Genomic DNA, 26,481 nt, shown 5'->3' with positions numbered 1-26,481 from the left:
GCTGCTGTTTTTAATGACGGTGGCGCAGCCAGAGCGTTGACAGCGCCGGTACGGTGATCCTCGTCATCGGGGTGTCGTGGTCGGCCTCGGGATGCGCGGCGACCCGGCCGTAGTTCCCGATGCCGGTTCCGCCGTACTCGACGGCATCCGTGTTCAAGATCTCGTCCCACAACCCGGCGACCGGCAGATCGAGCTTGAGGTTGGCCCGCTCAGTACCGGCGAAGTTGCTGACCACGACGACGCGACCTCCGTGTCTGTCGCGACGTTCGAATGCGATGACGTTGGGGTCCCAGGACGGAGCGCCCAGACGCTGGAAGTGCACGGCTTCGCCGTCGCGCTCCCACAGCGGCGCATTGCTGCGGTACACCGTGTTCATGGCGCCGACGAATCGCTGCAACTGCGCATGCGCGGGCTGATCGAGTAACCACCAGTCCAGCTCGCGGCTCTCCGACCATTCTGCGATCTGGCCGAATTCTTGGCCCATGAACAGCAGATTCTTGCCGGGGTGGCCCCACATATACGCCAGATAGGCGCGCACATTCGCGAGTTTCTGGCCATGGTCACCGGGCATCTTCGACAGCAGACTTCCTTTGCCGTGCACGACCTCGTCGTGGCTGATGGGCAGCAGATAGTTCTCGCCGAAGGCGTAGACGAAGGAGAACGTCATCTCACCCTCATGGTGGGCGCGGTAGAGCGGATCGCGTGCCATGTATTGCAGCGAGTCGTTCATCCATCCCATGTTCCATTTGAAGCCGAAACCGAGGCCGGCGCGGTCGGTGCGGGCGGTGACTCCGGGAAAGCTGGTCGATTCCTCCGCAATCATGACGATCCCGGGGTGAGCGCGGTAAGCGGTGGTGTTGACCTCCTGCAGAAAGCGGATCGCTTCGAGGTTCTCGCGTCCGCCGTGCATGTTGGGTTCCCACTCGCCGTCCTCACGGGAGTAGTCGAGGTAGAGCATGGACGCCACAGCATCCACCCGCAATCCATCGATGTGGAACTGATCGAACCAGTACAGGGCATTTGCAACGAGGAAATTACGAACTTCTGGACGCCCGTAGTCGAAGATCAGCGTGCCCCAGTCCTGATGCTCACCACGGCGCGGGTCCGGATGCTCGTACAAGGGCATTCCGTCGAATCGAGCCAGCGCGAAGTCGTCCTTGGGGAAGTGCCCAGGTACCCAGTCCAGGATCACGCCGATCCCCGCCTGATGCAGACGATCGATCAGATAGCGCAGCCCGTCGGGGTCGCCGAACCTGGCCGTAGGTGCGTAATAGCCGCTGACCTGATAGCCCCAGGAGCCGCCGAAAGGATGCTCGGCGAGCGGCATGAACTCCACATGGGTGAAACCTGTCTCCGTGACGTGGGCGATGAGCGGGTCGGCGACCTCTCGGTAGCCGAGTCCCTCGCGCCAGGAGCCCAGATGCACCTCGTAGATCGACATCGGCTGCGCGACGGCGTGTGTGGCGGCGCGGCGGGTCATCCACGCGCCGTCCTTCCACGAGTACGCGGAGAAAGGGACCACGGACGCTGTCTCTGGAGGGGTCTGGGTGCGTCGAGCCAGGGGATCAGCTTTGAGAATCCATCGCCCATCGGGGGTGAGGATCTCGAACTTGTAGTGCGCGCCGGGCGTGATATCGGGGATGAAGAGCTCCCAGACACCGCTACGACCCATCGAGCGCATGGCGTGACTGGTGCCGTCCCACTGGTTGAAGTCGCCGACCACGCGGACGGCTCGGGCATTGGGCGCCCACACGGCGAAAGAGAACCCGATGTCGCCGTCGAGCGGGTGGGCGTTAGCCCCGAGCACCTCCCACAGCCGTTCGTGACGTCCCTCTCCGATCAGATGAAGGTCGAGTTCGCCGATGGTAGGGAGATGGCGGTACGGGTCGCCGGCGAGGATCTCATCATCGTCGCCGTAAACAGTGGCGACGCGGTAGGGGACTGCGCCTCCGGCATGCTCGCCCTCCCATATGCCGTGTGCGGCATGGGTGAGAGGCACCCGCGTGCGGTCCGCGAGGATGACGATGACTTCGTCGGCAAACGGTCGCAGAACCCGGATGATGCTCCGTGCGTGGCCGTCGGCATCCGTGGTCGGGTGAGTGCCGAGGATGTCATGCGGCGAATGATGAGATCCCGTTGCCACAGCCTCCCACTCTGCAGTGGAAACACCGTTGTCGATGTCGGTCATGATCGCTCCTTCACCCTCAGGATGTGCACCGGCTCGGTGAATGCATCGAGTCGAACGAAGTTGTGATCCGTCCAGGTCCACACGGACCCGGTCACGAGGTCCTCGACCAGGTACGGATCGCCTGGCTCCACTGCCCAGATACGGGTATCGAGGTGAACGGTGCTCTCGCGGACGGAGTGCGGATCGACATTGATGACGACGATGATGGTGTCTGGCTTGCCGTTGGCAGTGAAGGCGCCATCGAGGTGCTTGGAGTAAACCAGGATCGCGTCGTCGTCGCTCCAATGCACCGACAGATTGCGCAACTGGCGAAGCGAGGGATGCGCGCGGCGAATCTCATTCAAACGGGCAAGGTAGGGAGCAAGTGAGGCGCCGGTGGCTTCAGCTGCAGCGAAATCACGAACCTTGTACTCATACTTCTCGTTGTCGATATTCTCTTCGGAACCCGGACGCGCCACGTTCTCGTAAAGCTCGTAGCCCGCGTAAACCCCGTAGGTCGGGGCCGCTGTCGCCGCGATCGCGGCCCGGACACGGTACGCCGCGCGCCCGCCGTACTGCAGGTACTCCGTCAGGATGTCTGGGGTGTTTACGAACAGGTTCGGGCGCAGGTAATCGGCCGTGTCGGTGGCGAGTCCGGTGAGGAACTGCTCCAGCTCGCGCTTCGTATTGCGCCAGGTGAAGTAGGTATAGCTCTGTTGGAAGCCGACAGCGGCGAGTCCGCGCAGGGGAGCGGGACGCGTGAATGCTTCGGCGAGGAAGATTACGTCGGGATCAGCTGCGGTGACCTCAGCGATGAGCCATTCCCAGAACTGGAGCGGCTTGGTGTGCGGGTTATCGACGCGGAAGATGCGGATGCCCTGGCCGATCCAGTGCTTCACGATGCGCAGCACTTCTTCCCGGAGACCGACTGGATCGCCATCGAAGTTCAGCGGATAGATGTCCTGATACTTCTTGGGCGGGTTCTCGGCGTAGGCGATCGTACCGTCTGGAAGAGTCGTGAACCACTCCGGGTGGGATGTGACCCAGGGATGGTCGGGGGATGCCTGCAGCGCCAGATCGAGCGCAACCTCGACTCCGACTTTCGCTGCCTCGCGCACGAAGAAACGGAAGTCGGCCAGAGTGCCGAGGTCTGGATGCACGGCGTCGTGACCGCCTTCGGCAGCGCCGATGGCCCAGGGTGAGCCGGGGTCCTCGGGGCCCGCATCCAGCGTGTTGTTCTTTCCCTTGCGGTGCGTGCGGCCGATCGGATGAATCGGCGGCAGATACAGCACATCGAAGCCCATTTCCGCGACGGCGGGCAGACGCCTCGCTGCGGTACGGAAAGTGCCGCTGATGATCGTGCCGTCACTTGATCGCCTGGCGCCCTCTGAGCGCGGGAAGAACTCGTACCAGGCGCCGACACCGGCCCTCTCGCGCTCGACGAGAATCGTGTGCTGTGCTGTCGCTGATGACAGCGAGGTGAGCGGGCGAGCGGCGAACACACCGGCGAGGTCGGCGTCGGTGGCGACAGCGAGGGCTGCGACGGCATCCGTCTCGTCGAGATCTTTCGCCAGAGCCGCGAGGCTCGTGCGTTCCGCGGCAGGGCGCGTCTTATCCGCTGCGGCGCGCGCGAGCAGTTCTCGACCGAGTGCTGTCATGACCGCAACATCGAGGCCGACGGCGATTTTCACCGTGGCTGCGTGTGCCCAGGTCGCAAAGTCATCGGCGAAGGCTTCAAAACTGTACTGCCAGACGCCCTGGGTGAGCAGCGCGATCTCGCACTGCCAGCGATCGGTTCCGTCAGCGAGCGGCTTCAGCCGGTGCAGACTCTCGTCGCCGGTGGGAGATACGAGCCGCAGATGCACGCCGATGATGTCGTGTCCCTCACGGAACGCGACAACGCCGAAGGGGACGACCTCCGAGGAGAAAGCTTTGGCGGCGAATCCACCCGGTACCGACGGTTGTGGATCGGCCAGCGGTATGCGCCCGGTTCGCGTCTCGGCCTGGTCGACGGCGCGTGGCCGCAACGGAATCTGTGCGGGGCTGAGAAGCCCCGTGGGACGAATGCCAGAACGTGCAGCCACACCCTGAATCTACCGCGCCGGCGTTGTTCAGAACAGCCTTGATCGGAAGCGAGTACTGCTGTCATCGCTCGATGCGGAACAACCGCATCGATGTGCCCGCGGTCAAAACGACATCACCCGGGGCGAACTCTTCTTTCCCCCCACTCGGCCTGTCATCTGCGCTTGACCACAGCGACACGAAACGGGTCGCATTCTCGATATCCACGGGCAGTGTGACATCGACCGGACTCTCCGTGCCGTGGACGATGAGCAGGATCCGATTGACCGGTTCATCGGCGAGGGGAGTGGATGCTGCAACATACTGCAGAGTCCGGTTTCCGGGGTCGGTCCACTGCTGTTCCTCCATCGTCTCGCCGCACTGATTGAACCAGTCCATGACGGAAGCGTGCGGAGTGTGCTCGCCGAGGCGCGCATATCGGCTCGGACGCAACGCGGCGTTTTCCTGGCGCAATTGGATCAGCGTCGCAACGTGCTCGCGCAGCTCCAACTGCCACGGCTCGTGGTCCCAGCTGAGCCAGGTGAGGTCGGAGTCGTGTGCGTAGGCGTTGTTGTTGCCGCGCTGAGTGCGACCGGTCTCGTCGCCCGCGGTGAGCATCGGGATGCCCGCGGAGAGCAGCAGCGTGCCCAACAGGTTGCGCATGGCTTTGCGGCGAACCGCACGAACGTTCGGGTCATCGGTGGGCCCCTCGACCCCGTGGTTGAAGGCACGGTTCATATCTGCGCCGTCACGGTTGTTCTCACCGTTGGCTTCGTTGTGCTTCACGTCGTACGAGACGAGGTCGCGCAGGGTGAATCCGTCATGCGCCGTGATGAAGTTGATGCTCGCCAGCGGGCCGCGGTCCGCGGTGAAGGTGTTCGATGAACCAGCCAGCCGCGTCGCGAATCCGCCGATTCCGACCGGGGCCGATGCTCGGCGCGCATAGTCGATGTCGCTCAACCAGAAATTGCGCACGCGGTCTCGGTACCGGTCGTTCCACTCGTGCCAGCCCGGCGCGAAATTACCGGTTTGCCAACCGCCCATTCCGACATCCCATGGCTCGGCGATGAGTTTCACGTCTTGCAGCGCCGGATCGGTGCGGATAGCAGCCAGCAGCGGATGATCCCGGTTGTACTCATGCTTCTCGTCACGGCCGAGCGCTGCGGCGAGGTCGAAGCGGAAGCCGTCGATCTGCATCTCCTGCGCCCAATAGCGCAGGGAATCGAGTACGAGTCTGGCGCCGGCGTCGGCCGCCGTGTTCAGGGTGTTCCCGCATCCGGTGGTGTCGATGTAAACGCCATCGGCCTGCTGTCGGTAGTAGCTGGCGTTGTCGATGCCCCGCAGGCTGGAGCGGGGGCCGCCGATGCCCTCTTCTGAGGTGTGGTTGTAGACGACATCGAGGATGACCTCGAGGCCTGCTTCGTGCAGGAGCCGGACCATGCCCTTGAATTCGGTCAGGACCGCTTCGGGCCCCTGTTTGCGTGACTCCTCGGTGGCATATGCGGCGTGGGGTGTGAAGAAGTTCAGCGTGTTGTAACCCCAATAGTTGGTGAGGCCGCGTTCCAGCAGACGGGGCTCGGGGACGAAGGCGTGCACGGGCAGCAGCTCGATGGAGGTGATTCCGAGAGATCGGAAATGCTCGATCATCGTGGGATGCGCCAGCCCGGCGTAGGTGCCGTGCAGTGCGGGGGGAACGTCGGGGTGACGCTTGGTCATCCCCTTCACATGCCCTTCGTAGATCACCGTCTTGTGCAAAGGGATCCGGGGCTTGTGCGATTCTCCCCAGTCGAATCCGTCGGCGATGACGACCGAACGCCATTCCTCGTATCCGTCGCCCTGCGCGAGACCGCGCGCGTACGGATCCAGAAGCAGCGTCTCCGGATTGAACGTGTTACCCGCACCGTGGGGCCCGTCCACACGAATCGCATAGCGGGTTCCTGGTTGCAGAAGTTCAGAGGTGACCTGCCACACGCCGTCGTCGTCACGGTCGAGATCGACGCTGTCGGTGACCCAATCCAGATCGGTCTCATCGAAGATGACCAGTTCGACAGCTGAGGCGTGCTGCGACCAGACTCGGAGAGTCGCGGTGCCGTCGTGCAGGCGTACGCCCAGGTTGTCGAGGATCGCGCCACCGGGTGCGGTGAAGTCAGGGGTCGCGGGCATGAGTACACATTAGGCGGGATCATCAGTGTCGACGCCCAAAGCCGCGAGAAATGCGGGAGAGTTAAGGGATGCGGTTCTATCTCGACCACGCGGCGACCACTCCACTGCGGCCAGAAGCACGTGATGCGTGGCTGGCGGCGACCGAGGTGGTCGGCAACGCATCATCGACGCACGGTGCCGGGCAAGACGCTCGTCGTCTCCTGGAAGAATCGCGTGAGCGGATCGCGGCGGTACTCGGATGCGATCCGATCGAGGTGGTGCTGACCTCGGGGGGAACCGAATCCATCAACACGGCGCTGCGGGGACTGTGGGTGTCGCGTGAAGCAGGGGCAGAGACGATCGTGTTTCCTGATGGAGAGCATCACGCCACGATGGACACGGTTGCCGCGCTCGTTGCCGATGGCGCAGGAGCACGTGCCGTCGCACTGGACGAACAGGGTCGCATCGGTGTGTCAGCTTTCGAGGCAGCCCTCCCCGGCGCCGCGCTGGCGACGGCTCTGATCGCCAACAACGAGGTAGGCACGCTCAATGACGCCGGATCGCTGAGCGCTGTCGCCGCACTCGCTCGCGTGCCGCTGCATCTTGATGCGGTTGCGGCGGTGGGACACGTGCCGGTGTCGTTCCGTGATCTGCGTTCGGATGCCCCGGCAGGAGCCGGCCTGGTGGCGATGAGTGTCGCCGGGCACAAGATCGGAGCGCCCGTGGGCATCGGCGCGCTCGTCGTGGGACGCACGGCACGGATGGCACCGCTGCTGCACGGCGGCGCCCAGCAGCGCGGGCTGCGGGCGGGCACCCAGGATGTCGCCGGTGCCGCCGCCTTCGCTGTCGCCCTGGAACGCGCCGAGGCTGAGCGTGAAACTGAGGCAGCACGGCTTCGCGTGCTGCGAGATCGCCTGGTTGAGGGCATCCGCAGTGCCGTTCCCGAAGCCGAACTGCTCGGGGATCCCGTCGACCGTCTGCCGAACAATGCGCATGTGCTGTTCCCAGATGCCGTGGGTGAGAGCCTGCTCTTCCTGCTCGACGTCGCCGGTGTTGCGGCATCCACTGGATCTGCCTGCCAGGCAGGCGTCGCTGAGCCATCGCACGTCGTCATGGCGATGGGGCGGAGTGAGAAGGAAGCCCGCAGCGTGCTCCGCTTCACGCTGGGGCGAACCTCGACGGATGCTGATGTGGATGCGGTGCTGGCCACGATCGCGGACGCGTATCTGCGAGCATCCGGAGCACGCACAGCTGAACGCATTTAGACTGGACGAATGCGTATTCTGGCAGCAATGAGCGGCGGTGTCGATTCTGCTGTTGCGGCCGCGAGGGCCGTGGAAGCAGGACACGATGTGACCGGCGTGCATCTGGCGCTGTCGCGCGCCGGTGGCACCCTGCGCACCGGCAGCCGCGGTTGCTGCACGATCGAGGATGCGATGGATGCGCGTCGCGCGTCTGACATGCTCGGCATCCCGTTCTATGTCTGGGACTTCTCCGAGCGTTTCCGCGACGACGTGATCGACGACTTCATCAGCGAGTATCAGGCCGGCCGTACACCGAACCCGTGCATGCGCTGCAACGAGAAGATCAAGTTCGCCGCCCTTCTCGAGCGGGCGTTGGAGTTGGGCTTCGATGCTGTGTGCACCGGGCACTACGCCACGCTGGTCGACGGCGAAGGCGGTTTGGAGCTGCACCGCGCATCGGACAACGCCAAGGACCAGTCCTATGTGCTGGGGGTCCTCACTGCTGAGCAGCTCGCGCACACGTATTTCCCGCTCGGTGAGACGCCGTCAAAGGCTCTGGTGCGGGCAGAAGCCGCCGAGCGCGGACTGAGCGTCGCGCAGAAGCCCGACAGTCACGACATCTGCTTCATTCCTGACGGAGACACCCGTGGCTGGCTCGCGGAGAAGGTTGGCGCTGAGCAGGGCGAGATCCTCGACCGCACCGGAGCGGTGGTGGGCTCGCATGACGGTGCCCACGCCTTCACCGTCGGGCAGCGTCGCGGGTTGAAGCTCGGCGTGCCGGCAGCTGATGGCAAGCCCCGGTTCGTGCTGGAGGTTCGCCCGGTCTCGAACACGGTGGTCGTCGGTCCGAAGGAAGCGCTCGCTATCGGTGAGATCTCGGGAGCTCGGTTCTCGTGGGCCGGGGCCGCACCGGTATCGTCGGAATTCGACTGCCACGTGCAGATTCGCGCGCATTCCGAGCCGGTTCCCGCACATGCGACGGTTTCGGATGACGGGGTGCAGGTGATTCCGGAGATACCGCTGGATGGCGTCGCGCCAGGCCAGACTGCTGTGCTCTATGTCGGCACGCGCGTGCTGGGACAATTCACGATTGATCACACGGTTTCGGCGGTTCCGGTCGACGCGTAAGAGTCGGGGCTCCCCGCGATGTCGGCGGTCGCTCGTAGAATTGCCAGGTGCCTGAGAACATCTCGTTGGAAGCCGCCCGTGTCGAGGCCGAGGAACTGACCACCCGCATCCTCGATGCCAAAGACGCCTACTACGGCCGCGACACCTCAGTAGTGGACGATGCCACCTACGACGGGTGGATGCACCGGCTCGAAGAGCTGGAACGGCTTCATCCCGAGCTGCAGGGGCAGGACTCGCCGACGCAGATGGTCGGTGCCGCTGAATCGACCGGCCTCGCGACGATCGAGCACGCGGAGCGGATGCTGAGCCTGGACAACGTGTTCTCCCTTGAGGAGCTGCGTGACTGGGCTGCGAAGACCACGGCGGCTTCCGGCCGCGAAGTCGCCTGGCTCACCGAGTTGAAGATCGATGGCCTCGCGATCAACCTGCGCTATGAGAACGGTGTGCTGACCTCCGCTGCGACGCGTGGCGATGGCAGGGTCGGCGAGATCGTCACGGAGAATGCGCTGCGGCTGGCTGATATCCCCGAGCGGCTGAGCGGCGAGGGGCATCCGCCGATCGTCGAGGTCCGCGGTGAAGTCTTTATCCCGGTGGCGGCCTTCGAGCGGCTGAACGCCGCTCAGGCATCGTTTCGTGAGCGTGCGTACGCCGACAATGCGGCGCGCTGGGAGGCCCGCAGTGGCGCGAAGCGCCCCTTCGATGAAGAGAAGGCGCGAGCAGCCGCCGCACGCCGCTTCCCGTCGTTCGCCAATCCGCGCAATGCCGCCAGCGGTGGACTACGGCAGCAGATCGACAAGAAGGACGGGCTCGAGCTCGAGGCGGGTCTGCTGCGAGTAGATTCGTTGTCGCTGTACGTGCACGGCATCGGGGCGTGGCCCGACCCTCCGGTCGCATCGCAGAGTGAGGTCTATGACTTGCTCGCCACCTGGGGACTGCCGATGAGCCCGCACACCCAGGTGCATCACGGGATCGATGAGGTCGCCGCCTTCGTAGCGTACTTCGGTGAGCACCGGCACGATATCGAGCACGAACTCGACGGAATCGTCGTCAAAGTCGATGAGCTGGCGCTGCATGATGAGCTGGGAACGACTTCGCGCGCGCCGCGCTGGGCGATCGCGTACAAGTACCCGCCGGAAGAAGTCCAGACGACCCTGCTCGACATCGTCGTCTCGGTCGGACGCACCGGTCGGGCCACCCCGTTCGCCGTCATGGCGCCCGCACATGTGGCGGGGTCGGTGGTGCGGCAAGCAACGCTGCACAACAAGGATGTCGTCAAGGCCAAGGGTGTTCTCATCGGCGACACCGTTGTGCTGCGAAAGGCGGGCGATGTCATCCCCGAGGTGCTGGGGCCGGTCGTCGAGAAGCGCGATGGAACGGAACGCGAGTTCGTCATGCCGGAAGGCTGCCCCGAGTGCGGCACGCCGCTTCGCGCGATGAAAGAGGGCGATATCGATCTGCGTTGCCCGAACGCGCGGTCGTGTCCTGCGCAGGTGCGCGGACGAGTGGAGCACATCGGCTCGCGCGGCGCGCTCGATATCGAAGCGCTCGGTGAAGTCACTGCTGCGGCGCTCACCCAGGCCGAAGCACCTGCGGTCGCCCCGCTGGACACAGAGGCGGGGTTGTTCTCTCTCGCGTTGGAAGATCTCGTGCCGATCTCTGTTGTCGTCCGTGATGCGGAAACGGGTTTGCCGAAGCAAGACGACGACGGGATCGTGAAGACCCGCTCGCCCTTCCGGCGGAATGCGACGTCGGCTGAGAAGAAGTCCGGTCTGACCGGTGCTCAGCCCTCCTCACAGGCGCACACGCTGCTCGCCGAACTCGAGAAGGCGAAGACCAAGGAGCTCTGGCGACTGCTGGTCGCGCTGAACATTCGCCACGTGGGACCGGTCGCTGCCCGAGCCCTGGCACAGTGGTTCGGGTCGCTCGAGGCGATTCGCGCGGCATCCCGTGAAGAACTCGCCGCTGTCGAGGGCGTCGGCGGAATCATCGCCGACTCACTGCTGGACTGGTTCGAGGTCGACTGGCACGTCGAGATCGTGGAGAAGTGGGCTGAGGCCGGTGTGCAGTGGGTAACGCCGGGGCATCCCGGTCCTGGTGCGGCGGTCGCCGAAGGGGGAGTGCTCGACCGGCTCACGATCGTGGCGACCGGATCTCTCGACGGATACACCCGCGATGGCGCCCAGGAAGCAATCATCCGGGCCGGCGGCAAGGCGGCATCCAGCGTCTCGAAGAAGACTGATTTCGTGGCGGCCGGGCCCGGAGCGGGCTCCAAGCTCGCGAAGGCAGAGGATCTCGGCATCCGCATTCTGGATGCTGCGCAGTTCCATGTTCTCGTCACGGAGGGCCCGGCCGCATTGGGCGGCTGAGCGGATTAGCCAGGGGCGCCTTGAACCCCTGGCGCCAAAAACACTTTGCTGCATGAGACAGGCCTTGTTAGGCCCTGTCTCATGCAGCAAAGTGTTTCTCGAGCGGAATCAGTCCTTGTGACGCGGCTTCCGGAACGGCGCGCGGTCGGATCCGCCCTCGTTGCGGTCAGACCCGCGGCGGTCGCCGTAGCCACCCTCACGACGTGAGGCGTAGCCACCATCGCGGGATCCACCATCGCGGGGGCCGCCACCACGGGGGCCGCGGTCGGGCTTGATCTCGATGAGACGACCGGAGATCCGGGTGTCCTTGAGCTTGTCGAGCACGGACGGGTTCATGTTCGAGGGCAGCTCGACGATGGAGAAGTCCGGCTTGATGTTGATGGCGCCGAAGTCATCGCGTCCGAGGCCACCCTCGTTCGCCAGCGCACCGACGATCTGACGCGGCTCGACGCGGTGACGACGGCCGACCTCGATGCGGTACGCGGAGTAGTCTCCGCGGCCGCGACGCTCACGTGGTTCGCGAGCCGGACGATCGTTGCGGTCACGGTCGACACGCGGACGGTTGTCGCGTTCGACGGCTGCCGTCAGCGGGTCGTTCGCGGGGTCCAGCAGCAGCGGGGTCGCGCCCTGAGCAACAACAGCAAGTGCTGCGGCAACATCAGCCTCAGGCACATCGTGGTTGCGCACATAGTGGGCCACGATGTCGCGGAAAGCGGCGATGCGCGCGGTCTCGGCGAGAGCAGCGGTGATGCCATCGTCGAAGCGTGCGAGGCGCGTCGTGTTGACGTCTTCGGTGCTCGGCAGAGTCATCTGCGTCGGCGCCTGACGGGTGGCCTTCTCGATGCTCTTGAGCAGGTAGCGCTCGCGCGGCGTGATGAAGCTGATCGCATCACCAGAGCGACCCGCACGACCGGTACGGCCGATACGGTGCACGTAGGATTCGGTGTCGGTCGGGATGTCGTAGTTCACGACGTGGCTGATGCGCTCGACATCAAGTCCACGCGCGGCAACATCGGTAGCGACGAGGATGTCGAGCTTGCCATCCTTCAGCTGGTTCACGCTGCGCTCGCGCTGAACCTGAGCAACGTCACCGTTGATCGCGGCTGCGGAGTACCCGCGAGCACGGAGCTTCTCAGCCAGAGTCTCGGTTTCGTTCTTCGTGCGGACGAAGACGATCATGCCGTCGAAGTTCTCGACCTCGAGGATTCGGGTGAGCGCATCGACCTTCTGCTGGTAAGAGACGATGAGGTAGCGCTGCGTGATGTTCGTGGCAGTCGCGGTCTTGGACTTGACCGTGATCTCTTCGGCATCGCGCAGGTACTTCTGCGCAAGACGACGGATCTGCGGCGGCATCGTCGCTGAGAAGAGCGCGACCTGCTTCTCGACGGGAGTCTGCGAAAGAATCTGCTCGACGTCTTCTGCGAAGCCCATCTTCAGCATCTCGTCGGCCTCATCAAGGACGAGGTACTTCAGCTCAGACAGGTCGAGGGTGCCCTTAGCGAGGTGGTCCATGATGCGACCGGGCGTGCCGACGACGACGTGCACGCCACGGCGCAGCGCCGACAGCTGAACGCCGTAACCCTGACCGCCGTACACGGGAAGGACGTGAACGCCCTTCATCTTCGCGGAGTATGACTCGAACGCTTCACACACCTGCAGCGCGAGCTCGCGGGTCGGTGCGAGCACGAGTGCCTGCGGGGTCTTCTGCGAGGCATCGAGGCGCTCAAGCACGGGGAGAGCGAATGCCGCGGTCTTGCCGGTTCCGGTCTGGGCCATGCCGACCACATCGCGGCCGTTCAGGAGAGTCGGGATAGTCGCGGCCTGGATCGGCGAGGGAGTCTCATAGCCGAGGTCGCGGATGGCTTTTAACACCGGCCCGGTAATACCGAGCTCCTCGAATCCGGGAGCGGCGGGGGCGTCGGGTGTCAGATCTTCGTCAGCAGTCACTTCCCGAGAATAGCGCCTTCACCTGAGAAGGTGCCTGATGACGCGGCCGACGCGCTATTGATCCTTGGTCGATTCGATCAACTGTTCACGCACCTGACGTCGCAGGACCTTACCGATCATCGACGTGGGAAGTTCGTCGGTGACGAACAATCGCCTGGGCACCTTGTAGGGGGTCAGGATGCCTCGCACGAAATCACGGACGTCCTGCTCATCGAGTTCCACTCCGGGATCCATGACCACGGCAGCGACGACCTCTTCTCCGCTGTGACCGCTGGGGAGTCCGACGACGGCCGCATCGGCGATGGCGGGGTGCTGTCGCAGTGCGATCTCCACTTCGGTCGGTGAGACGTTGAATCCACCGGTGATGATGAGCTCTTTGATGCGGTCAACGACACGGAGGAAGCCCTTCTCATCCATCGTGACCACATCTCCGGTGCGGAACCAGCCGTCGTGGAAGACCGCCGCTGTCGCTTCCGGGCGCCCGTAGTAGCCGGAGAACACCTGGGGACCCCGCACGAGCAGCTCGCCCGGTGCACCCACGGCGACGTCGCGATTGAGGTCGTCTTGATCTGCGACACGCACCTCGGTGCCAGGAATCGGCAGTCCGATGCTTCCGGCCACCCGGTTCGGCGCCACGGGGTTCACCATCAACACCGGTGAGCATTCGGAAAGACCGTAGCCCTCGACGAGGTAGCCGCCGGTCGCAGCCTCCCACGGCTCGACGAGTTTCGCGTCCAGTGCCATGGCTCCGGATACGCCGATACCGGTCCCCGCCAGCGAAATCCCGCGTTCACGGGCTCGAATGAGGAGGCGCTCTGCGATCGGCGGTACCAGCGGCAGCACCGTGGCAGGCCGCTTGCGTGTGACGTCGAGCACCATGTCCGGATCGAACTTGGGGAACAACACCAGACGCGCGGCCATCGACATCGCAAACGTCAGACACAGCGTCAGCCCATAGGCGTGGAACATGGGCAGGACCGCGTAGAACACTGTTCCTGCGCCACGTTGCACCTCGGGAATCCACGCGCCGGCCTGCATGGCATTGGCGAGCAGATTGCGGTGCGTCAGCGAGGCGCCCTTCGGGTCACCGGTGGTGCCGCTGGTGTATTGGATGATTGCGAGCTCACCGACGCCCGGACGCGGATGCGAGGACGCAATCGGCTCATGGGCAAGGATCTGCTCCCATTTGAGTACGCCATGCACAGGAGAGGTGAGCTGAGCGCGCTTAGCTCGCAACGAGGGGACCGGCAGACGGAGTGCGATTCTCATGAGTGCTGGCATCGCATGGGTGATGTCGACCGAGATCAGCGTGTTCACGGTGAGGTCCGCGGGGAACTCCTGCACCGTCGGGGCGACTTTGCTCCAGACGATCGCATGTGTGGCCCCGTGGTCGGAGAACTGCTTGCGCAGCTCCCGCGGTGTGTAGAGCGGGTTGTGTTCGACGACGACCGCGCCCAGGCGCAGCACCGCGTAGAACGCGATGATGTGCTGCGGACAGTTGGGCAGAATGATTGCGACCGGGTCTCCCGCGCGCACGCCGCACTGGTGCAGACCAGCCGCGGCACGTTCGATCGACTCCTGCAACTGCCGGTAGGTCGTCTCCTGGCCGAAGAACTCCAACGCGACAGCATCCGGGTAGTCGCGAGCGGATGCCTCCACGATGTCGAGGAGGGAACCGTTGATCTCGCCGAGATCGGATGGGACACCGGGAGCATAAGACGAGGTCCACGGACGAGGGGGATCGAAGATCGGCATGAATATCAGCCTATGGGCACACGCGGCAGGTCTCACGCGGTGTGCGCCTTAGACTGGAGTGGTGTCTGAAATCACCCCTGATCTTGTGCGCCATCTCGGCGTGCTTGCGCGCATCCAGCTGAACGACGACGAGGTGACTCGCCTGACCGGTGAACTCGACGCCATCGTCGACAACATCGCAAAGGTGTCGGAGGTGGCGACGCCGGACGTCCCGGCCACCAGCCACCCGATCCCGCTCGCGAACGTCTTCCGTCCCGACGTGGTCGGCGAGACGCTCACGCATGAGCAGGTGCTGCAGAATGCCCCGGATGCCGCCGACGGCCGCTTCCGCGTAACCGCGATCCTGGGAGAAGAACAGTGAGCGACATCATCCGCCTCACCGCCGCAGAGCTTGCCGCCAAGCTGACCAGCGGTGAAGTCTCCAGCCGCGAGGCCACTCAGGCGCACCTCGACCGGATCGCCGCCGTTGACGGCGACGTCCACGCATTCCTGCACGTGAACGAGGGCGCACTGGCTGCTGCCGACGCCGTTGACGCACGGCGCGCCGCGGGGGAGGAGCTGGGCTCTCTGGCCGGCGTTCCGCTCGCGATCAAGGACGTCCTGGTCACCACCGATCAGCCCACCACGAGCGGTTCGAAGATCCTCGAGGGCTACATGTCGCCGTACGACGCGACCGTGGTCGCCCGTTCGCGCGCTGCTGGTCTCGTTCCGCTGGGCAAGACCAACATGGACGAGTTCGCCATGGGCTCCTCCACCGAACACTCCGCGTACGGCCCCACGCGCAACCCCTGGGATCTCGACCGGATCCCTGGTGGTTCCGGCGGTGGCTCGGCCGCCGCAGTGGCAGCGTTCGAGGCGCCGCTCGCGCTCGGCTCGGACACCGGCGGATCGATCCGTCAGCCCGCCCACGTGACCGGGACGGTCGGCCTCAAGCCGACCTACGGCGGCGTCAGCCGCTACGGTGCGATCGCGCTGGCATCGAGCCTCGATCAGGTCGGTCCTGTCACGCGAACAGTGCTCGACTCCGGGCTGCTGCACGACATCATCGGCGGGCACGACCCCAAGGATTCCACCTCGCTGACCGACGCGTGGCCGTCGTTCGCAGAAGCTGCCCGTGAGGGCGCCCGCGGAGACGTGCTGAAAGGTCTGAAGGTCGGCGTCATCAAGGAGCTGCCGGACTCGGGCTTCCAGCCTGGTGTTGCGGCATCCTTCCGCGCTTCTCTCGACATCCTCGAGGCGAACGGCGCGGAGATCATCGAAATCTCGACCCCGCACTTCGAGTACGGCGTGGCCGCCTACTACCTGATTCTGCCGGCCGAGGCATCCAGCAACTTGGCGAAGTTCGACTCGGTGCGCTTCGGCATGCGCGTCATCCCCGAAGGTGCCGCGACCGTTGAAGACGTGATGTCGGCGACGCGTGAAGCTGGCTTCGGCGACGAGGTCAAACGCCGCATCATCCTCGGAACGTATGCGCTCTCGGCCGGATACTACGACGCGTACTACGGCAGCGCGCAGAAGGTGCGCACGCTCATCCAGCAGGACTTCGACAAAGCGTTCGCCGAGGTCGACGTGATTGCGACCCCGACCGCTCCGACCACGGCGTTCAAGATCGGCGAGCGCATCGGCGACCCGCTGCAGATGTACTTGAACGATCTGACGACGATCCCGGCGAACCTTGCTGGCGTCCCCGGGATCTCGATCCCGTCCGGGCTTGCTGACGACGACGGTCTGCCCGTCGGCATCCAGTTCCTGGCCCCCGCTTACGAGGATGCCCGGTTGTATCGCGTCGGCGCGGCTCTGGAGACCGCGCTCGTCGACTCGTGGGGAGCACCACTGCTCACGCGGGCACCCCAGCTCGCAGGAGGGAACCGCTGATGGCCGCGGCAAAGCTTATGGACTTCGACAAGGCTCTCGAGATGTTCGAGCCGGTGCTCGGTTTCGAGGTGCACGTCGAGTTGAACACCAATACGAAGATGTTCTCGGATGCCCCGAACCCGGCGAACGAGAAATACCACGCCGCGGAGCCGAACACGCTCATCGCTGCTGTGGATCTGGGTCTTCCCGGTGCGCTGCCGGTCGTGAACGCGACCGCCATCGAATCGTCGATCAGCCTCGGACTTGCGCTGAACTGCTCGATCGCAGCATCCAGTCGTTTCGCTCGAAAGAACTACTTCTACCCCGACCTGGGTAAGAACTACCAGATCTCGCAGTACGACGAGCCGATCGCCTACGAGGGATCCGTCGTGGTCGAGTTGGAGGACGGCACACTCGTCACGATTCCGATCGAGCGCGCGCACATGGAAGAGGATGCCGGAAAGCTCACCCACATGGGCGGTGCCACCGGGCGCATCCAGGGTGCTGAGTACTCGCTCGTCGATTACAACCGTGCCGGTGTCCCGTTGGTCGAGATCGTCACGAACATCATCTACGGCGCGGAGCACCGTGCTCCCGAGATCGCGAAGGCGTACGTCGCCACGATCCGTGACATCGTGCGCAGCCTCGGCATTTCCGAAGCGCGTCTCGAGCGCGGCAACCTGCGCTGCGATGCGAACGTCTCGCTGCGTCCGCGTGTCGCCGAGGGCGCAGAACCAGCACCGCTGGGGACGCGCACGGAGACGAAGAACGTCAACTCCATGCGTTCGGTGGAGCGTGCTGTTCGCCACGAGATCCAGCGTCAGGCGCAGATCCTCGCAGATGGCGGCACCATCACGCAGGAGACCAGGCACTGGCACGAGGACACCGGTACGACTTCGCCGGGCCGTCCGAAGTCGGATGCTGATGACTACCGGTACTTCCCGGAGCCCGACCTGCTGCCCGTGCAGCCTGCGATCGAACTCATCGAAAAGTTGCGGGCAGAGCTTCCCGAGCAGCCCGTCACGCGCCGCCGCCGGTTGAAGGCAGAGTGGAGCTTCACGGATCTGGAGTTCCAAGATGTGCGCAACAGCGGTCTGATCGATGAGGTCGAGGCGACAATCGCTGCGGGTGCGGCTCCTGCCGCCGCGCGCAAGTGGTGGACCGGCGAGATCTCTCGTCTGGCGAACACCCAGGACGAGGTCGCCGCAGATCTCATCAGCCCGGAGAACGTCGCCGCGCTGCAGAAGCTCGTGGATGAGGGAACCCTCACCGACAAGCTTGCGCGTCAGGTGCTCGAAGGTGTTGTCGCCGGTGAGGGAACTCCGCAAGAGGTCGTCGATGCGCGCGGTCTTGCTGTCGTCTCAGACGATGGCGCGCTGATCGCTGCGATCGATGACGCTTTCGCTGCCCAGCCCGACGTGCTTGCCAAGATCAAGGACGGCAAGGTGCAGGCTGCTGGTGCCGTGATCGGTGCTGTGATGAAGGCGATGAAGGGACAGGCAGACGCCGCCCGCGTGCGTGAGCTGATCCTGGAGCGTGCTGCGGGGTAGTCGTCTGAGAATGTCGCACGCATCGGCGAGAATGGATGCATGGGACGAGGCGACGGGCGAGGCAGACTCGTCTCTCCTGACGGGGCGGATGACACCGGCACCCGGATCCTCCACGTTGACATGGACGCGTTCTATGCGGCCGTCGAAGTGCTCGATGATCCATCGCTGGCGGGACTTCCGCTGATCATCGGTGCGCCGGATGGACGCTCGGTCGTCTCCAGCGCATCGTATGAAGCTCGCCGGTACGGTGTGCGCGCGGCGATGCCGGTGGGACAGGCAATGCGGCTGTGCCCGACGGCTCGGATCGTCATGCCGCACTTCGAGCGCTACCAGGAGATCTCCCGGCAGGTGATGGCGGTGTTCGAGTCGATCACTCCGCTGGTCGAACCGCTCTCGGTGGATGAGGCATTCCTGGATGTTCAGGGGGTGCGGCGGCTCTGGGGGAGTCCGGGCGAGATCGCTCATCTCGTGCGGAAGCGGATTCATGCAGAGGTCGGGATCACCTGCAGCGTGGGCGTCGCCGCCACCAAACACGTCGCCAAGATTGCCTCGACGATATCGAAACCCAATGGGCTCCTCATTGTCGCGGCTGCGGATACTGCTGACTTTCTGGAACCGCTGTCGGTGCGCGCGATGTGGGGTGTCGGGCCGAAGGCGGCTGAGACGCTGGAGGGACGCGGCATCCGAACTATCGGTGACATCCGCCAATCCCCGCAGGACATGCTCGATCGGGCCGTGGGGCCCGCGTTGGGCGCTCGAATCGCCCAGCTGTCCCGGGGTGAGGATGCTCGCGCAGTTGAGGTGAAGCGCGTCGAGAAGAGCATCGGACATGAAGAGACCTTCGACGTCGACGTCTCCGACCGTGAGTTCCTGCGCGCCGAGTTGTTACGGCTTGCGGATCGGGTCGCTGTTCGCCTTCGCCGGGCGGATTGGGAGTGTGGGACTGTTGCAATCAAGATCCGCTTCGATGACTTCTCCACGCTGAGCCGATCCCAAACGTTGTCCGAGCCGACATCTGTCGGTCAGCGGATCGGAGAAGCGGCGCAGACGCTGTACGAATCGATCGACCGGCGTGATCCAGTCCGACTCGTGGGCGTTCGCGCGGAGAAGTTGCGCCCGGCTGGGGGAGCAGCCTTCGCGCTGTGGGACGACGATGAGCATTGGCGCAAGGTCGAGGGCGCACTGGACGATGCGCGTGCTCGTTTCGGGAACACGACGATCAGCCGGGCGCGTCACCTGGGTCGAGGCGCCGGACGCGGTGCACCGCAGCACCCCCAGGCGCACGGACTCGACTGACAACGGTCAGATTCATCTGCACAGATGGACGTTCCGCGATAGCGTTGCCTCATGCCTAACATCGCAGTAGAACTCGGAGAACAAGTAGCCGCCTTCGGCGTGAAGAGCGCCTACGGTGAGCCGCAGGATGTCGATGGGGTGAGCATTACCCCTGTCGCTCTGACCATGTCGGGATTCGCTGGAGGAACGGGAACCGGCGGCGAGGGCGGCGGCAGCGGCGAGGGTGGGAGCGGCGGCGGTGTCTCCATTCCGCTTGGCGTATATGTCCGACGCGAGGAAGGACTGCGTTTCGAGCCGAATCTGGTCACGCTGCTTGCGGTAGCGATCCCGTTCGTCTGCGTGGCAGGTCGTGCTCTCACGCGCGTGATCCGTGCACTCAAGAAGTAGCGACCCGGTCACGCTCGCACTGCAGCGTGGAGCTGCCAGCATCCTGGATGCGATCGTCGATGTGGCCGCATCCAACCCGGTCGTGTTGATCGATGGTCGGGCCGGCGCCGGGAAGTCCACGCTCGCGCGTCTGGTCGCGGCGAACTGGCCGCTGGCAGGACGACCGCAACTCATTGCGCTGGACTCGCTCTACCCAGGCTGGGACGGGATGGATGCGGGTGTGGAGCGTGCACTGCACGATATTCTTCGGCCGCACGCCCGCGGGTTGCTCAGCACCTGGCGGCGCTGGGATTGGGAGCTGGAGATGGAAGCGGAAGCGAGCGCAGTGACGCCCGCGCTCGGTGTCATACTCGAGGGTTGCGGCGCGCTCAACCCTGCTACGGCCCGACTGGCTGATGTGCGCGTATGGGTGCAATCACCGGAGCCTGCGCGTAAACGCCGCGCGCTCGAGCGCGATGGTGACACCTTCCGACCGCACTGGGACCGATGGGCCGCACAGGAGGACAGTCACATTCGCCGTCACGATCCGCACGAGCTCGCGACGCTGACCGTCACGATTCCTTAGAACGCCGTCTCGTCCACGTCGTCGGCCAGCGTGAGCAGGGTGTCGAGACGGTAGGCGAGCCAGTCGTAGACGCCGAAGCGCGGGTCGTCCGGATCGCGCTGTTCATCGTCGGTGGTGATGTCCAACCGTGACGCGATCACCAGGCGGATCGCGGTGAGTGTGCGCAGCCACGCGTCGAGGTCTTCCGGCGGGATAGTGATGTCTCGGGGTGTGAGCGCTTGTTCTTCGGTGAGCGTCTCGGCATCAGCGGTGACGAAAGGGGCGAGAGCGTGTTGCACACGCGTGGCGTCCTGGACACGACGATCGATCAGGTCATCGCGGGTTGCTGATCGGAACTCGGCCGAGGCTGCGGCATCCTCCGGGTAGACATCGGGAGTGAGTCGATCGATGCCAGGGTCGGATGTGTCGGCGGACATCGCCAGAACACTGGTGAACTCGTCGATGAGTCCGCTGAGGTGCAAGTACTCGATGGTCGCCAGCGGTAGGCGGATGCTGCGTCCGTTCACTGCGGGGCCAATCTCACCGTGGCCCACAAGCCGTAGTCGTGCATGGCTTGGGCATGAACCTCCATCGTCTCGCGGGGTCCGGTGGCAACGATCGCGTGTCCATCGTGGTGGACGGCGAGCATGAGCTGAGTCGCGTGTTCGACGGAGTATCCGAAGTACGAGCGGAATACGCGCACGACATAGTTCATGAGGTTGACCGGGTCATTCCAGACCACGACTTGCCACGGCTGCGCGGGAACGGCGTGCAGATCGGTGAGGTCGTCGAGTTCGGGGAGCACCGCGGGGATTGTCATGCCCATCCCAGCTCGTGCAGTTGGGCGTCATTGATGCCGTAGAAGTGTGCGATCTCGTGGACGAGAGTGGTGTGGACTTCGTCGCGCAGCTCTTCTTCGGTGTCGCACTGAGCGAGATGCGGTTCGCGGAATACGACGATGCGGTCGGGGAGTTCACCCATGCCGTACTGGCCGCGTTCGGTGAGCGCGAGCCCATCGTAGACGCCCAGGAGGTCGAGGCTGCCGTCTTCCGGGCGGTCCTCAACGACGAAGATGACGTTGTCGAGTCCGTCAACCATCTCATCGGGCAGCTGATCGAGCTCGTCGATGACGAGCCGTTCGAAAGCTGGGGCATCCATCTCCATCACCATCCAGCCTATTGCGCTGAGCCATGGTCGGGAGAATGCAGAAGGCCCGAGTGTTCAACTCGGGCCTTCCTGTGGGGTGGCTAACGGGGCTTGAACCCGCGACCCCCGCGACCACAACGCGGTGCTCTACCAACTGAGCTATAGCCACCATGTGCCCGCCGAAACAGGCAACTAGAAGAGTGTATTACACCTCTGGGCTGAATGACGAAACGGTGCGCGCGGCGATGTCTCGTGCCTCATCGCTGGTCGGGCCTGGCTCGGCGACGAACACGGCTTCGCGGTAGTAACGAAGCTCTCGAATCGACTCCAGGATGTCGGCGAGTGCGCGGTGTCCGCCGTTTTTGGCGGGGGCCTGGAAGAAGACTCGTGGGTACCAGCGCCGGGACAATTCTTTGATGCTGGAGACGTCGACATTGCGGTAGTGCAGCCACTGATCGATCTGCGGCATGTACTTCGCCAGGAACATGCGATCGGTGCCGATCGTGTTTCCTGCGAGCGGCGCCTTGCGCTCCAGCGGGACAAACCTCTTGATATATGCCAGCGTCTGCGCCTCAGCATCTGCCAGTGAGATGCCCTGCGGAATTTCCTCGATGAGCCCGGACGACGTGTGCATTTGCGTGACGAAGTCGTTCATATTCGCCAGAGCGGAGTCATTGGGCTTAATGACCACCTGGAACCCCGGATCAATGGGGCGAAGCTCGAAGTCTGTGATGACGACGGCGATCTCGACGAGTTCATCCACCGCGAGGTCGAGACCTGTCATTTCGCAGTCGATCCAGACAAGACGGTCATTTTCGGACGCAGATACCATGACTCGATTCTATCGAGAGCACGGACACTGAACGCTGTGGTCCCCCAGGCACGATTCGAACGTGCGACCGGCGACTTAGAAGATCGATGCTCTTCCGCTGAGCTACTGGGGGTCGACATCTAGATTAGCGATGTTTTCCCGCTCGGCTGCAATCATCGGCGCTCGCGCTGTCCTCGCAGACCGCGCTACCCGTTTCGTAGGGCTTGCACCGCATCGTCGGGACGCCAGAAGTCACCGACCAGCCGGAAGGCACCCGATGCCAGGTGCAGGCGTTCGGCGCGGTACCGGAGGCCCAGCGGGTCGGCGATGATTCGCAGGTGGCCGAGGATGCGGCCGGCGGCGTCTTCGACGCGCCAGAGATGATCGGATGCGCGTACCAGGTGCTCGCGCGTCGAGGAGAGAGCAGGGGAGGAGTACGGAACCTCGGGCAAATGCTGGAGTTGAGTGGTTGACATCGGAATCTCCTTTCGACTCGAACATATGAGCGACCACCGACATTCATCCCGCGTTCGATGGAATCCTTTCCTGCACTGACCTGCGTATTGCACGAGTTGTCCACCGAACGTGGGTATCGGCCTGCGTGCTGGCCGTAACACCGGCACGCTGTTGTGATCCGGGTACGCCCCGGGAACACAAAGGAGACAGCTATGAACGACACCGTGACGATCCTGGGACGAGTAGGTGCTGATCCGAACCGGAGCGCGACCACGACCGGGGTCCCGGTTGTGAACTTCCGCGTCGCGAGTCCGCAGCGCCGGTACGACTCGAAGGTGCAGGCGTGGGTGGAGACCGGCACCAACTGGTACAACGTGTCGGCGTTCCGCCAGCTCGCCGATCATGCGAAGGCGTCGCTGCGCCAGGGGGACGGAGTGATCGTCACCGGCAAACTCAAGCTGCGTGAGTGGGAGAGCGGCGGTCGCAAGGGAATGAGCGCTGATATCGAGGCCGAGGCCATCGGTCACGACCTGCGGTGGGGCGCGAGCGCGTATGTGAAGGCGAACAGCGCGTCGGCTGCGCCGCAGCCGCTATCTGATGCGAGCGCCGAGATCAGCGCCGATCAGAGCACTGCCCCTGCAGTGCACGCACCCGACGATAGCGAGGAGGATCTTGAGCTGGAAGAAGCGGAACTCGTGCCCTCGACGAACTGGTCAGCGAACTGAGCCCAGTCATGCTCTACGCGTGGCGGGGGCTGAGAGCGCGAGACGGGGCGCGCGCGTAGGATCGGAGCGTGCCCCGTCGACTTCATTCCCTGCGCTCGCTGCTCGCCCTGGCTGCATCGACGGTAATCATCGGTCTCGCGCTGACAGCGTGCACTCCCCGGCCCACTGCCGATCCAGAACCGTCAGGGGAGCCTGCGGTGAGCAGTGCCCCGACGGCCACTCCCGCGCCGGAGCCGAGTTTTCACCCCGACGGAACCGCTGAAGACAACCTTCCGGTCTTCACGAAGATCGTCGAACAGGTCGGAGCTTCGCCGGAGAACGTCTCCGGGCGGGCGTACATCGACGCGCTCGTGGCCGCAGGATTCGATCGCGCCGGCATGCAGGTCACCGAAGACGGCACCACTGTGGGAAATCCTGCCGAAAGCATCCAGTTCTCCGTACGCTGGGGCGAGGACCTCTGCCTGGTCGGACAGGTGGGACCGTCAACCGGTGCACCCGTCACGATGATCATGGATCAGCTTGCCGAGGGGCGCTGCCTGATCGGGAATACGCGTCCGATCGATTGGTGATTGGTAGCGCTCAGCTCCCTCGTCGAACCCGCCGAGTATCGGGCAGACCCTCAGTGACGATGACGGATCCCGGGTAAGCTGGTACAAGACTTTGTGTGCCGTCACGACGGTGCGACAACGGATCATGTACGACGAGATAGGGCGTTGAAACGGTATGGCAGAGTACATCTACTCGATGGTGCGTGCGCGGAAGGCAGTGGGCGAGAAGCTCATCCTGGATGACGTGACGATGTCGTTCCTTCCCGGAGCGAAGATCGGTATGGTCGGCCCGAACGGTGCCGGTAAGTCGACGATCCTCAAGATCATGGCAGGCCTCGACATCCCGTCAAACGGTGAAGCCAAGCTCTCCCCGGGGTTCACTGTCGGCATTCTGTTGCAGGAGCCCGAGCTCGACGAATCGAAGACTGTCCTGGAGAACATCCAGGACGGCGTCGCTATCAAGGCGAAGCTCGATCGCTTCAACGAGATCTCGGCGCTGATGGCCGATCCGGATGCTGATTTCGACACGCTGCTGGCTGAGATGGGTGTGCTGCAGGAAGAGATCGACGCCGCTGACGGCTGGGACCTCGACTCGCAGCTCGAGCAGGCCATGGATGCGCTGCGCACCCCGCCCGGAGACGCTGCGATCGCCCCGCTGTCCGGTGGTGAGAAGCGCCGCGTCGCACTGGCGAAGCTGCTGCTCCAGAAGCCTGATCTGTTGCTGTTGGATGAGCCGACTAACCACCTCGACGCCGAAAGCGTTCTCTGGCTCGAGCAGCACCTGAAGTCCTACAAGGGTGCAGTCATCGCGATCACCCACGACCGGTACTTCCTCGACAACGTCGCAGAGTGGATCGCCGAAGTCGACCGCGGACGCCTGATCGGCTACGAGGGCAACTACTCGACGTATCTGGAGAAGAAGGCCGAGCGCCTCGACATCCAGGGTAAGAAGGACCAGAAGCTCGCGAAGCGCCTCAAGGACGAACTCGAGTGGGTGCGCTCCAGCGCCAAGGGACGCCAGACCAAGTCGAAGGCGCGTCTGGCTCGCTACGAAGAGATGGCAACGGAGGCGGAGCGGACTCGGAAGCTCGACTTCGAGGAGATTCAGATCCCCGCCGGCCCACGTCTGGGCAGCGTCGTGATCGAAGCGAAGAACCTCAAGAAGGGCTTCGGCGACCGCACGCTCATCGACGGCCTGAGCTTCAGCCTGCCGCCCAACGGCATTGTCGGCATCATCGGTGCGAACGGCGTCGGTAAGACCACGTTGTTCAAGTCGATCGTCGGTCTTGAGTCGATCGACAGCGGCGAACTCAAGATCGGTGAGACGGTCAAGATCAGCTATGTCGACCAGTCCCGCTCGAACATCGACCCGGACAAGACGTTGTGGGAGGTCGTCTCTGACGGCCTCGACATCATGATGGTCGGCAAGATCGAGATTCCCTCGCGCGCTTATGTGTCGAAGTTCGGTTTCAAGGGGCCCGACCAGCAGAAGAAGGCCGGGGTACTCTCCGGTGGTGAGCGCAACCGCTTGAACCTCGCCCTGACGCTCAAGGAGGGCGGCAACCTTCTGCTTCTCGACGAGCCGACTAACGACCTCGATGTCGAGACGCTGAGCTCGCTCGAGAATGCTCTGCTGGAGTTCCCCGGGTGCGCCGTGGTCATCACTCACGACCGGTGGTTCCTCGACCGCATCGCCACGCACATCCTCGCCTACGAGGGCACCGATGAGAACCCGGCCCAGTGGCACTGGTTCGAGGGCAACTTCGAAGCGTACGAGCAGAACAAGATCGAGCGCCTCGGCCAGGATGCGGCGAACCCGCACCGTTCGACGCACCGCAAGCTCACGCGTGACTGAAGCAGATCGAGAGGCGGGCACAACGCCCGCCTCCCGTATCTCCGTTCCGATCCAGCTGCGCTGGGGAGATCTTGACGCGTACAACCACGTCAACAACACCTCCATGCTGAAGTTGCTCGAAGAAGCGCGTGTGCGTGCATTCTGGGCGCCCGGACCGGGAGAACAGGCACCGCAGACGGCGATCCTGGAGACCGGAATCGAATCCGGCATGCTCTCACTCATCGCACGGCAGGAGATCGAGTACCTCGCGCCCGTTCCGTACCAGCGCCGACCGCTCGAAGTGCAGTTGTGGTTCGGCAAGATCGGTGGCTCCAGCGTCGATGTCTGCTATGAGGTCTTCAACGACCCCGCCAGCGAGACCCGAGTGCTCTACGCCCGCTCGACGGCGGTGCTGGTGCTGGTGAACGCCGAATCAGGTCGTCCGACGCGAATCACCTCGCAGATGCGCGAAGCCTGGGCGCCGTATATCGGCGACCCTGTCCAGTACGCGCATCGCTGA

At 64.2% G+C, this 26,481-nt stretch carries 23 protein-coding genes and 2 tRNA genes; 13 read left to right on the top strand and 12 right to left on the bottom strand.

Annotated elements, in window-relative coordinates; genetic code table 11:
• Positions 1 to 10: 10 nt before the first annotated feature.
• From glgB to glgX, 3 genes are all read right to left on the bottom strand, one after another.
• Positions 11 to 2,188, bottom strand: a complete 2,178-nt coding sequence (gene glgB / locus ACW5CM_RS08010) for a 1,4-alpha-glucan branching protein GlgB (RefSeq protein ID WP_457124715.1) — start codon at positions 2,186 to 2,188, stop codon at positions 11 to 13.
• Positions 2,185 to 4,143, bottom strand: a complete 1,959-nt coding sequence (locus ACW5CM_RS08005; protein ID WP_457124851.1) for an alpha-1,4-glucan--maltose-1-phosphate maltosyltransferase — start codon at positions 4,141 to 4,143, stop codon at positions 2,185 to 2,187. The genes glgB and ACW5CM_RS08005 overlap by 4 nt, the downstream gene beginning before the upstream one ends.
• A 169-nt stretch (positions 4,144 to 4,312) precedes the next feature.
• A complete protein-coding gene (gene glgX / locus ACW5CM_RS08000) occupies positions 4,313 to 6,391 on the bottom strand; it encodes a glycogen debranching protein GlgX (protein ID WP_457124714.1) in 2,079 nt (692 codons plus the stop codon).
• 68 nt (positions 6,392 to 6,459) lie between these two features.
• Between glgX and ACW5CM_RS07995 the strand changes: the two genes are divergently transcribed.
• The 3 genes from ACW5CM_RS07995 to ligA are packed head-to-tail and all read left to right on the top strand — an operon-like array spanning position 6,460 to position 11,108.
• Positions 6,460 to 7,635: a cysteine desulfurase family protein gene (locus ACW5CM_RS07995; protein ID WP_457124713.1), complete on the top strand. Its 1,176-nt coding sequence runs from the start codon at positions 6,460 to 6,462 to the stop codon at positions 7,633 to 7,635.
• Between the two features lie 9 nt (positions 7,636 to 7,644).
• Positions 7,645 to 8,742: a tRNA 2-thiouridine(34) synthase MnmA gene (gene mnmA, locus ACW5CM_RS07990; protein ID WP_438254334.1), complete on the top strand. Its 1,098-nt coding sequence runs from the start codon at positions 7,645 to 7,647 to the stop codon at positions 8,740 to 8,742.
• Between the two features lie 47 nt (positions 8,743 to 8,789).
• Entirely contained in the window at positions 8,790 to 11,108 is a 2,319-nt protein-coding gene (ligA, locus tag ACW5CM_RS07985) for an NAD-dependent DNA ligase LigA (RefSeq protein WP_457124712.1), read from the top strand.
• Positions 11,109 to 11,216: 108 nt separating this feature from the next.
• Here ligA and ACW5CM_RS07980 read toward each other — a convergent pair whose 3' ends face one another.
• Both ACW5CM_RS07980 and ACW5CM_RS07975 read right to left on the bottom strand, forming a co-directional pair.
• Positions 11,217 to 13,055: a DEAD/DEAH box helicase gene (locus tag ACW5CM_RS07980; protein WP_457124711.1), complete on the bottom strand. Its 1,839-nt coding sequence runs from the start codon at positions 13,053 to 13,055 to the stop codon at positions 11,217 to 11,219.
• A gap of 54 nt (positions 13,056 to 13,109) precedes the next feature.
• The gene (locus ACW5CM_RS07975; protein WP_457124710.1) at positions 13,110 to 14,810 is read right to left on the bottom strand and encodes a long-chain-fatty-acid--CoA ligase; all 1,701 of its coding nucleotides are present in this window, start codon (positions 14,808 to 14,810) and stop codon (positions 13,110 to 13,112) included.
• Positions 14,811 to 14,871: 61 nt separating this feature from the next.
• On the opposite strand from ACW5CM_RS07975, the gene gatC reads away from it, so the two are divergent.
• From gatC to ACW5CM_RS07945, 6 genes are read left to right on the top strand one after another with little or no spacing between them, the layout of a single operon-like run.
• Positions 14,872 to 15,171 (top strand): Asp-tRNA(Asn)/Glu-tRNA(Gln) amidotransferase subunit GatC, encoded by a 300-nt coding sequence (gene gatC, locus ACW5CM_RS07970; RefSeq protein ID WP_438254341.1) that lies wholly within the window; start codon positions 14,872 to 14,874, stop codon positions 15,169 to 15,171.
• Entirely contained in the window at positions 15,168 to 16,685 is a 1,518-nt protein-coding gene (gatA, locus tag ACW5CM_RS07965; RefSeq protein ID WP_438254342.1) for an Asp-tRNA(Asn)/Glu-tRNA(Gln) amidotransferase subunit GatA, read from the top strand. The genes gatC and gatA overlap by 4 nt, the downstream gene beginning before the upstream one ends.
• Positions 16,685 to 18,214, top strand: a complete 1,530-nt coding sequence (gene gatB, locus ACW5CM_RS07960) for an Asp-tRNA(Asn)/Glu-tRNA(Gln) amidotransferase subunit GatB (RefSeq protein ID WP_438254343.1) — start codon at positions 16,685 to 16,687, stop codon at positions 18,212 to 18,214. Before gatA ends, gatB begins: the two co-directional genes overlap by 1 nt.
• Positions 18,215 to 18,253: 39 nt before the next feature.
• Positions 18,254 to 19,510, top strand: a complete 1,257-nt coding sequence (gene dinB / locus ACW5CM_RS07955) for a DNA polymerase IV (RefSeq protein ID WP_457124709.1) — start codon at positions 18,254 to 18,256, stop codon at positions 19,508 to 19,510.
• Positions 19,511 to 19,561: 51 nt separating this feature from the next.
• Positions 19,562 to 19,897, top strand: coding sequence for a hypothetical protein (locus tag ACW5CM_RS07950; RefSeq protein ID WP_438254345.1), 336 nt, complete (start codon positions 19,562 to 19,564; stop codon positions 19,895 to 19,897).
• On the top strand, positions 19,881 to 20,462 hold the full coding sequence (locus tag ACW5CM_RS07945) for a nucleoside/nucleotide kinase family protein (RefSeq protein ID WP_439254448.1): 582 nt from the start codon (positions 19,881 to 19,883) through the stop codon (positions 20,460 to 20,462). The genes ACW5CM_RS07950 and ACW5CM_RS07945 overlap by 17 nt, the downstream gene beginning before the upstream one ends.
• On the opposite strand, the gene ACW5CM_RS07940 is transcribed toward ACW5CM_RS07945, so the two are convergent.
• The 7 genes from ACW5CM_RS07940 to ACW5CM_RS07910 form a co-directional block, all read right to left on the bottom strand.
• A complete protein-coding gene (locus ACW5CM_RS07940; protein WP_457124708.1) occupies positions 20,459 to 20,968 on the bottom strand; it encodes a DUF2017 family protein in 510 nt (169 codons plus the stop codon). The genes ACW5CM_RS07945 and ACW5CM_RS07940 overlap by 4 nt on opposite strands.
• Complete coding sequence (gene clpS / locus ACW5CM_RS07935) at positions 20,965 to 21,261, bottom strand: ATP-dependent Clp protease adapter ClpS (protein ID WP_438254350.1); 297 nt, start codon at positions 21,259 to 21,261, stop codon at positions 20,965 to 20,967. The genes ACW5CM_RS07940 and clpS overlap by 4 nt, the downstream gene beginning before the upstream one ends.
• On the bottom strand, positions 21,258 to 21,605 hold the full coding sequence (locus tag ACW5CM_RS07930; RefSeq protein WP_438254351.1) for a metallopeptidase family protein: 348 nt from the start codon (positions 21,603 to 21,605) through the stop codon (positions 21,258 to 21,260). The genes clpS and ACW5CM_RS07930 overlap by 4 nt, the downstream gene beginning before the upstream one ends.
• 75 nt (positions 21,606 to 21,680) lie before the next feature.
• A tRNA-His gene (locus ACW5CM_RS07925) sits at positions 21,681 to 21,756 on the bottom strand.
• Positions 21,757 to 21,792: 36 nt separating this feature from the next.
• Positions 21,793 to 22,419 (bottom strand): oligoribonuclease, encoded by a 627-nt coding sequence (gene orn, locus ACW5CM_RS07920; protein WP_439254452.1) that lies wholly within the window; start codon positions 22,417 to 22,419, stop codon positions 21,793 to 21,795.
• A 37-nt stretch (positions 22,420 to 22,456) separates the two neighbouring features.
• Positions 22,457 to 22,531: transfer RNA gene (locus ACW5CM_RS07915), tRNA-Arg, on the bottom strand.
• Positions 22,532 to 22,604: 73 nt separating this feature from the next.
• Complete coding sequence (locus tag ACW5CM_RS07910) at positions 22,605 to 22,874, bottom strand: hypothetical protein (RefSeq protein ID WP_438254354.1); 270 nt, start codon at positions 22,872 to 22,874, stop codon at positions 22,605 to 22,607.
• Between the two features lie 192 nt (positions 22,875 to 23,066).
• Between ACW5CM_RS07910 and ACW5CM_RS07905 the strand changes: the two genes are divergently transcribed.
• From ACW5CM_RS07905 to ACW5CM_RS07890, 4 genes are all read left to right on the top strand, one after another.
• The gene (locus ACW5CM_RS07905) at positions 23,067 to 23,579 is read left to right on the top strand and encodes a single-stranded DNA-binding protein (protein ID WP_438254355.1); all 513 of its coding nucleotides are present in this window, start codon (positions 23,067 to 23,069) and stop codon (positions 23,577 to 23,579) included.
• A gap of 68 nt (positions 23,580 to 23,647) precedes the next feature.
• Complete coding sequence (locus ACW5CM_RS07900) at positions 23,648 to 24,148, top strand: DUF6993 domain-containing protein (protein WP_457124707.1); 501 nt, start codon at positions 23,648 to 23,650, stop codon at positions 24,146 to 24,148.
• Positions 24,149 to 24,302: 154 nt separating this feature from the next.
• Positions 24,303 to 25,982, top strand: a complete 1,680-nt coding sequence (gene ettA, locus ACW5CM_RS07895) for an energy-dependent translational throttle protein EttA (protein WP_438254357.1) — start codon at positions 24,303 to 24,305, stop codon at positions 25,980 to 25,982.
• Positions 25,975 to 26,481, top strand: a complete 507-nt coding sequence (locus tag ACW5CM_RS07890) for an acyl-CoA thioesterase (protein WP_438254358.1) — start codon at positions 25,975 to 25,977, stop codon at positions 26,479 to 26,481. Before ettA ends, ACW5CM_RS07890 begins: the two co-directional genes overlap by 8 nt.

This window comes from Microbacterium wangyouchuni, assembly GCF_054072595.1.
This window is presented reverse-complemented; position numbering and strand designations above follow the sequence as displayed.

Excerpts from the sequence above, each read along its gene's own strand:
- glgB (WP_457124715.1), bottom strand. The coding sequence starts at position 2,188 with ATGACCGACATCGACAACGGTGTTTCCACTGCAGAGTGGGAGGCTGTG.
- glgX (WP_457124714.1), bottom strand. The coding sequence starts at position 6,391 with ATGCCCGCGACCCCTGACTTCACCGCACCCGGTGGCGCGATCCTCGAC.
- ACW5CM_RS07995 (WP_457124713.1), top strand. The coding sequence starts at position 6,460 with ATGCGGTTCTATCTCGACCACGCGGCGACCACTCCACTGCGGCCAGAA.
- mnmA (WP_438254334.1), top strand. The coding sequence starts at position 7,645 with ATGCGTATTCTGGCAGCAATGAGCGGCGGTGTCGATTCTGCTGTTGCG.
- ACW5CM_RS07975 (WP_457124710.1), bottom strand. The coding sequence starts at position 14,810 with ATGCCGATCTTCGATCCCCCTCGTCCGTGGACCTCGTCTTATGCTCCC.
- gatB (WP_438254343.1), top strand. The coding sequence starts at position 16,685 with ATGGCCGCGGCAAAGCTTATGGACTTCGACAAGGCTCTCGAGATGTTC.
- dinB (WP_457124709.1), top strand. The coding sequence starts at position 18,254 with ATGGGACGAGGCGACGGGCGAGGCAGACTCGTCTCTCCTGACGGGGCG.
- ACW5CM_RS07950 (WP_438254345.1), top strand. The coding sequence starts at position 19,562 with ATGCCTAACATCGCAGTAGAACTCGGAGAACAAGTAGCCGCCTTCGGC.
- clpS (WP_438254350.1), bottom strand. The coding sequence starts at position 21,261 with ATGACAATCCCCGCGGTGCTCCCCGAACTCGACGACCTCACCGATCTG.
- ACW5CM_RS07930 (WP_438254351.1), bottom strand. The coding sequence starts at position 21,605 with ATGGAGATGGATGCCCCAGCTTTCGAACGGCTCGTCATCGACGAGCTC.
- orn (WP_439254452.1), bottom strand. The coding sequence starts at position 22,419 with ATGGTATCTGCGTCCGAAAATGACCGTCTTGTCTGGATCGACTGCGAA.
- ACW5CM_RS07910 (WP_438254354.1), bottom strand. The coding sequence starts at position 22,874 with ATGTCAACCACTCAACTCCAGCATTTGCCCGAGGTTCCGTACTCCTCC.
- ACW5CM_RS07905 (WP_438254355.1), top strand. The coding sequence starts at position 23,067 with ATGAACGACACCGTGACGATCCTGGGACGAGTAGGTGCTGATCCGAAC.
- ettA (WP_438254357.1), top strand. The coding sequence starts at position 24,303 with ATGGCAGAGTACATCTACTCGATGGTGCGTGCGCGGAAGGCAGTGGGC.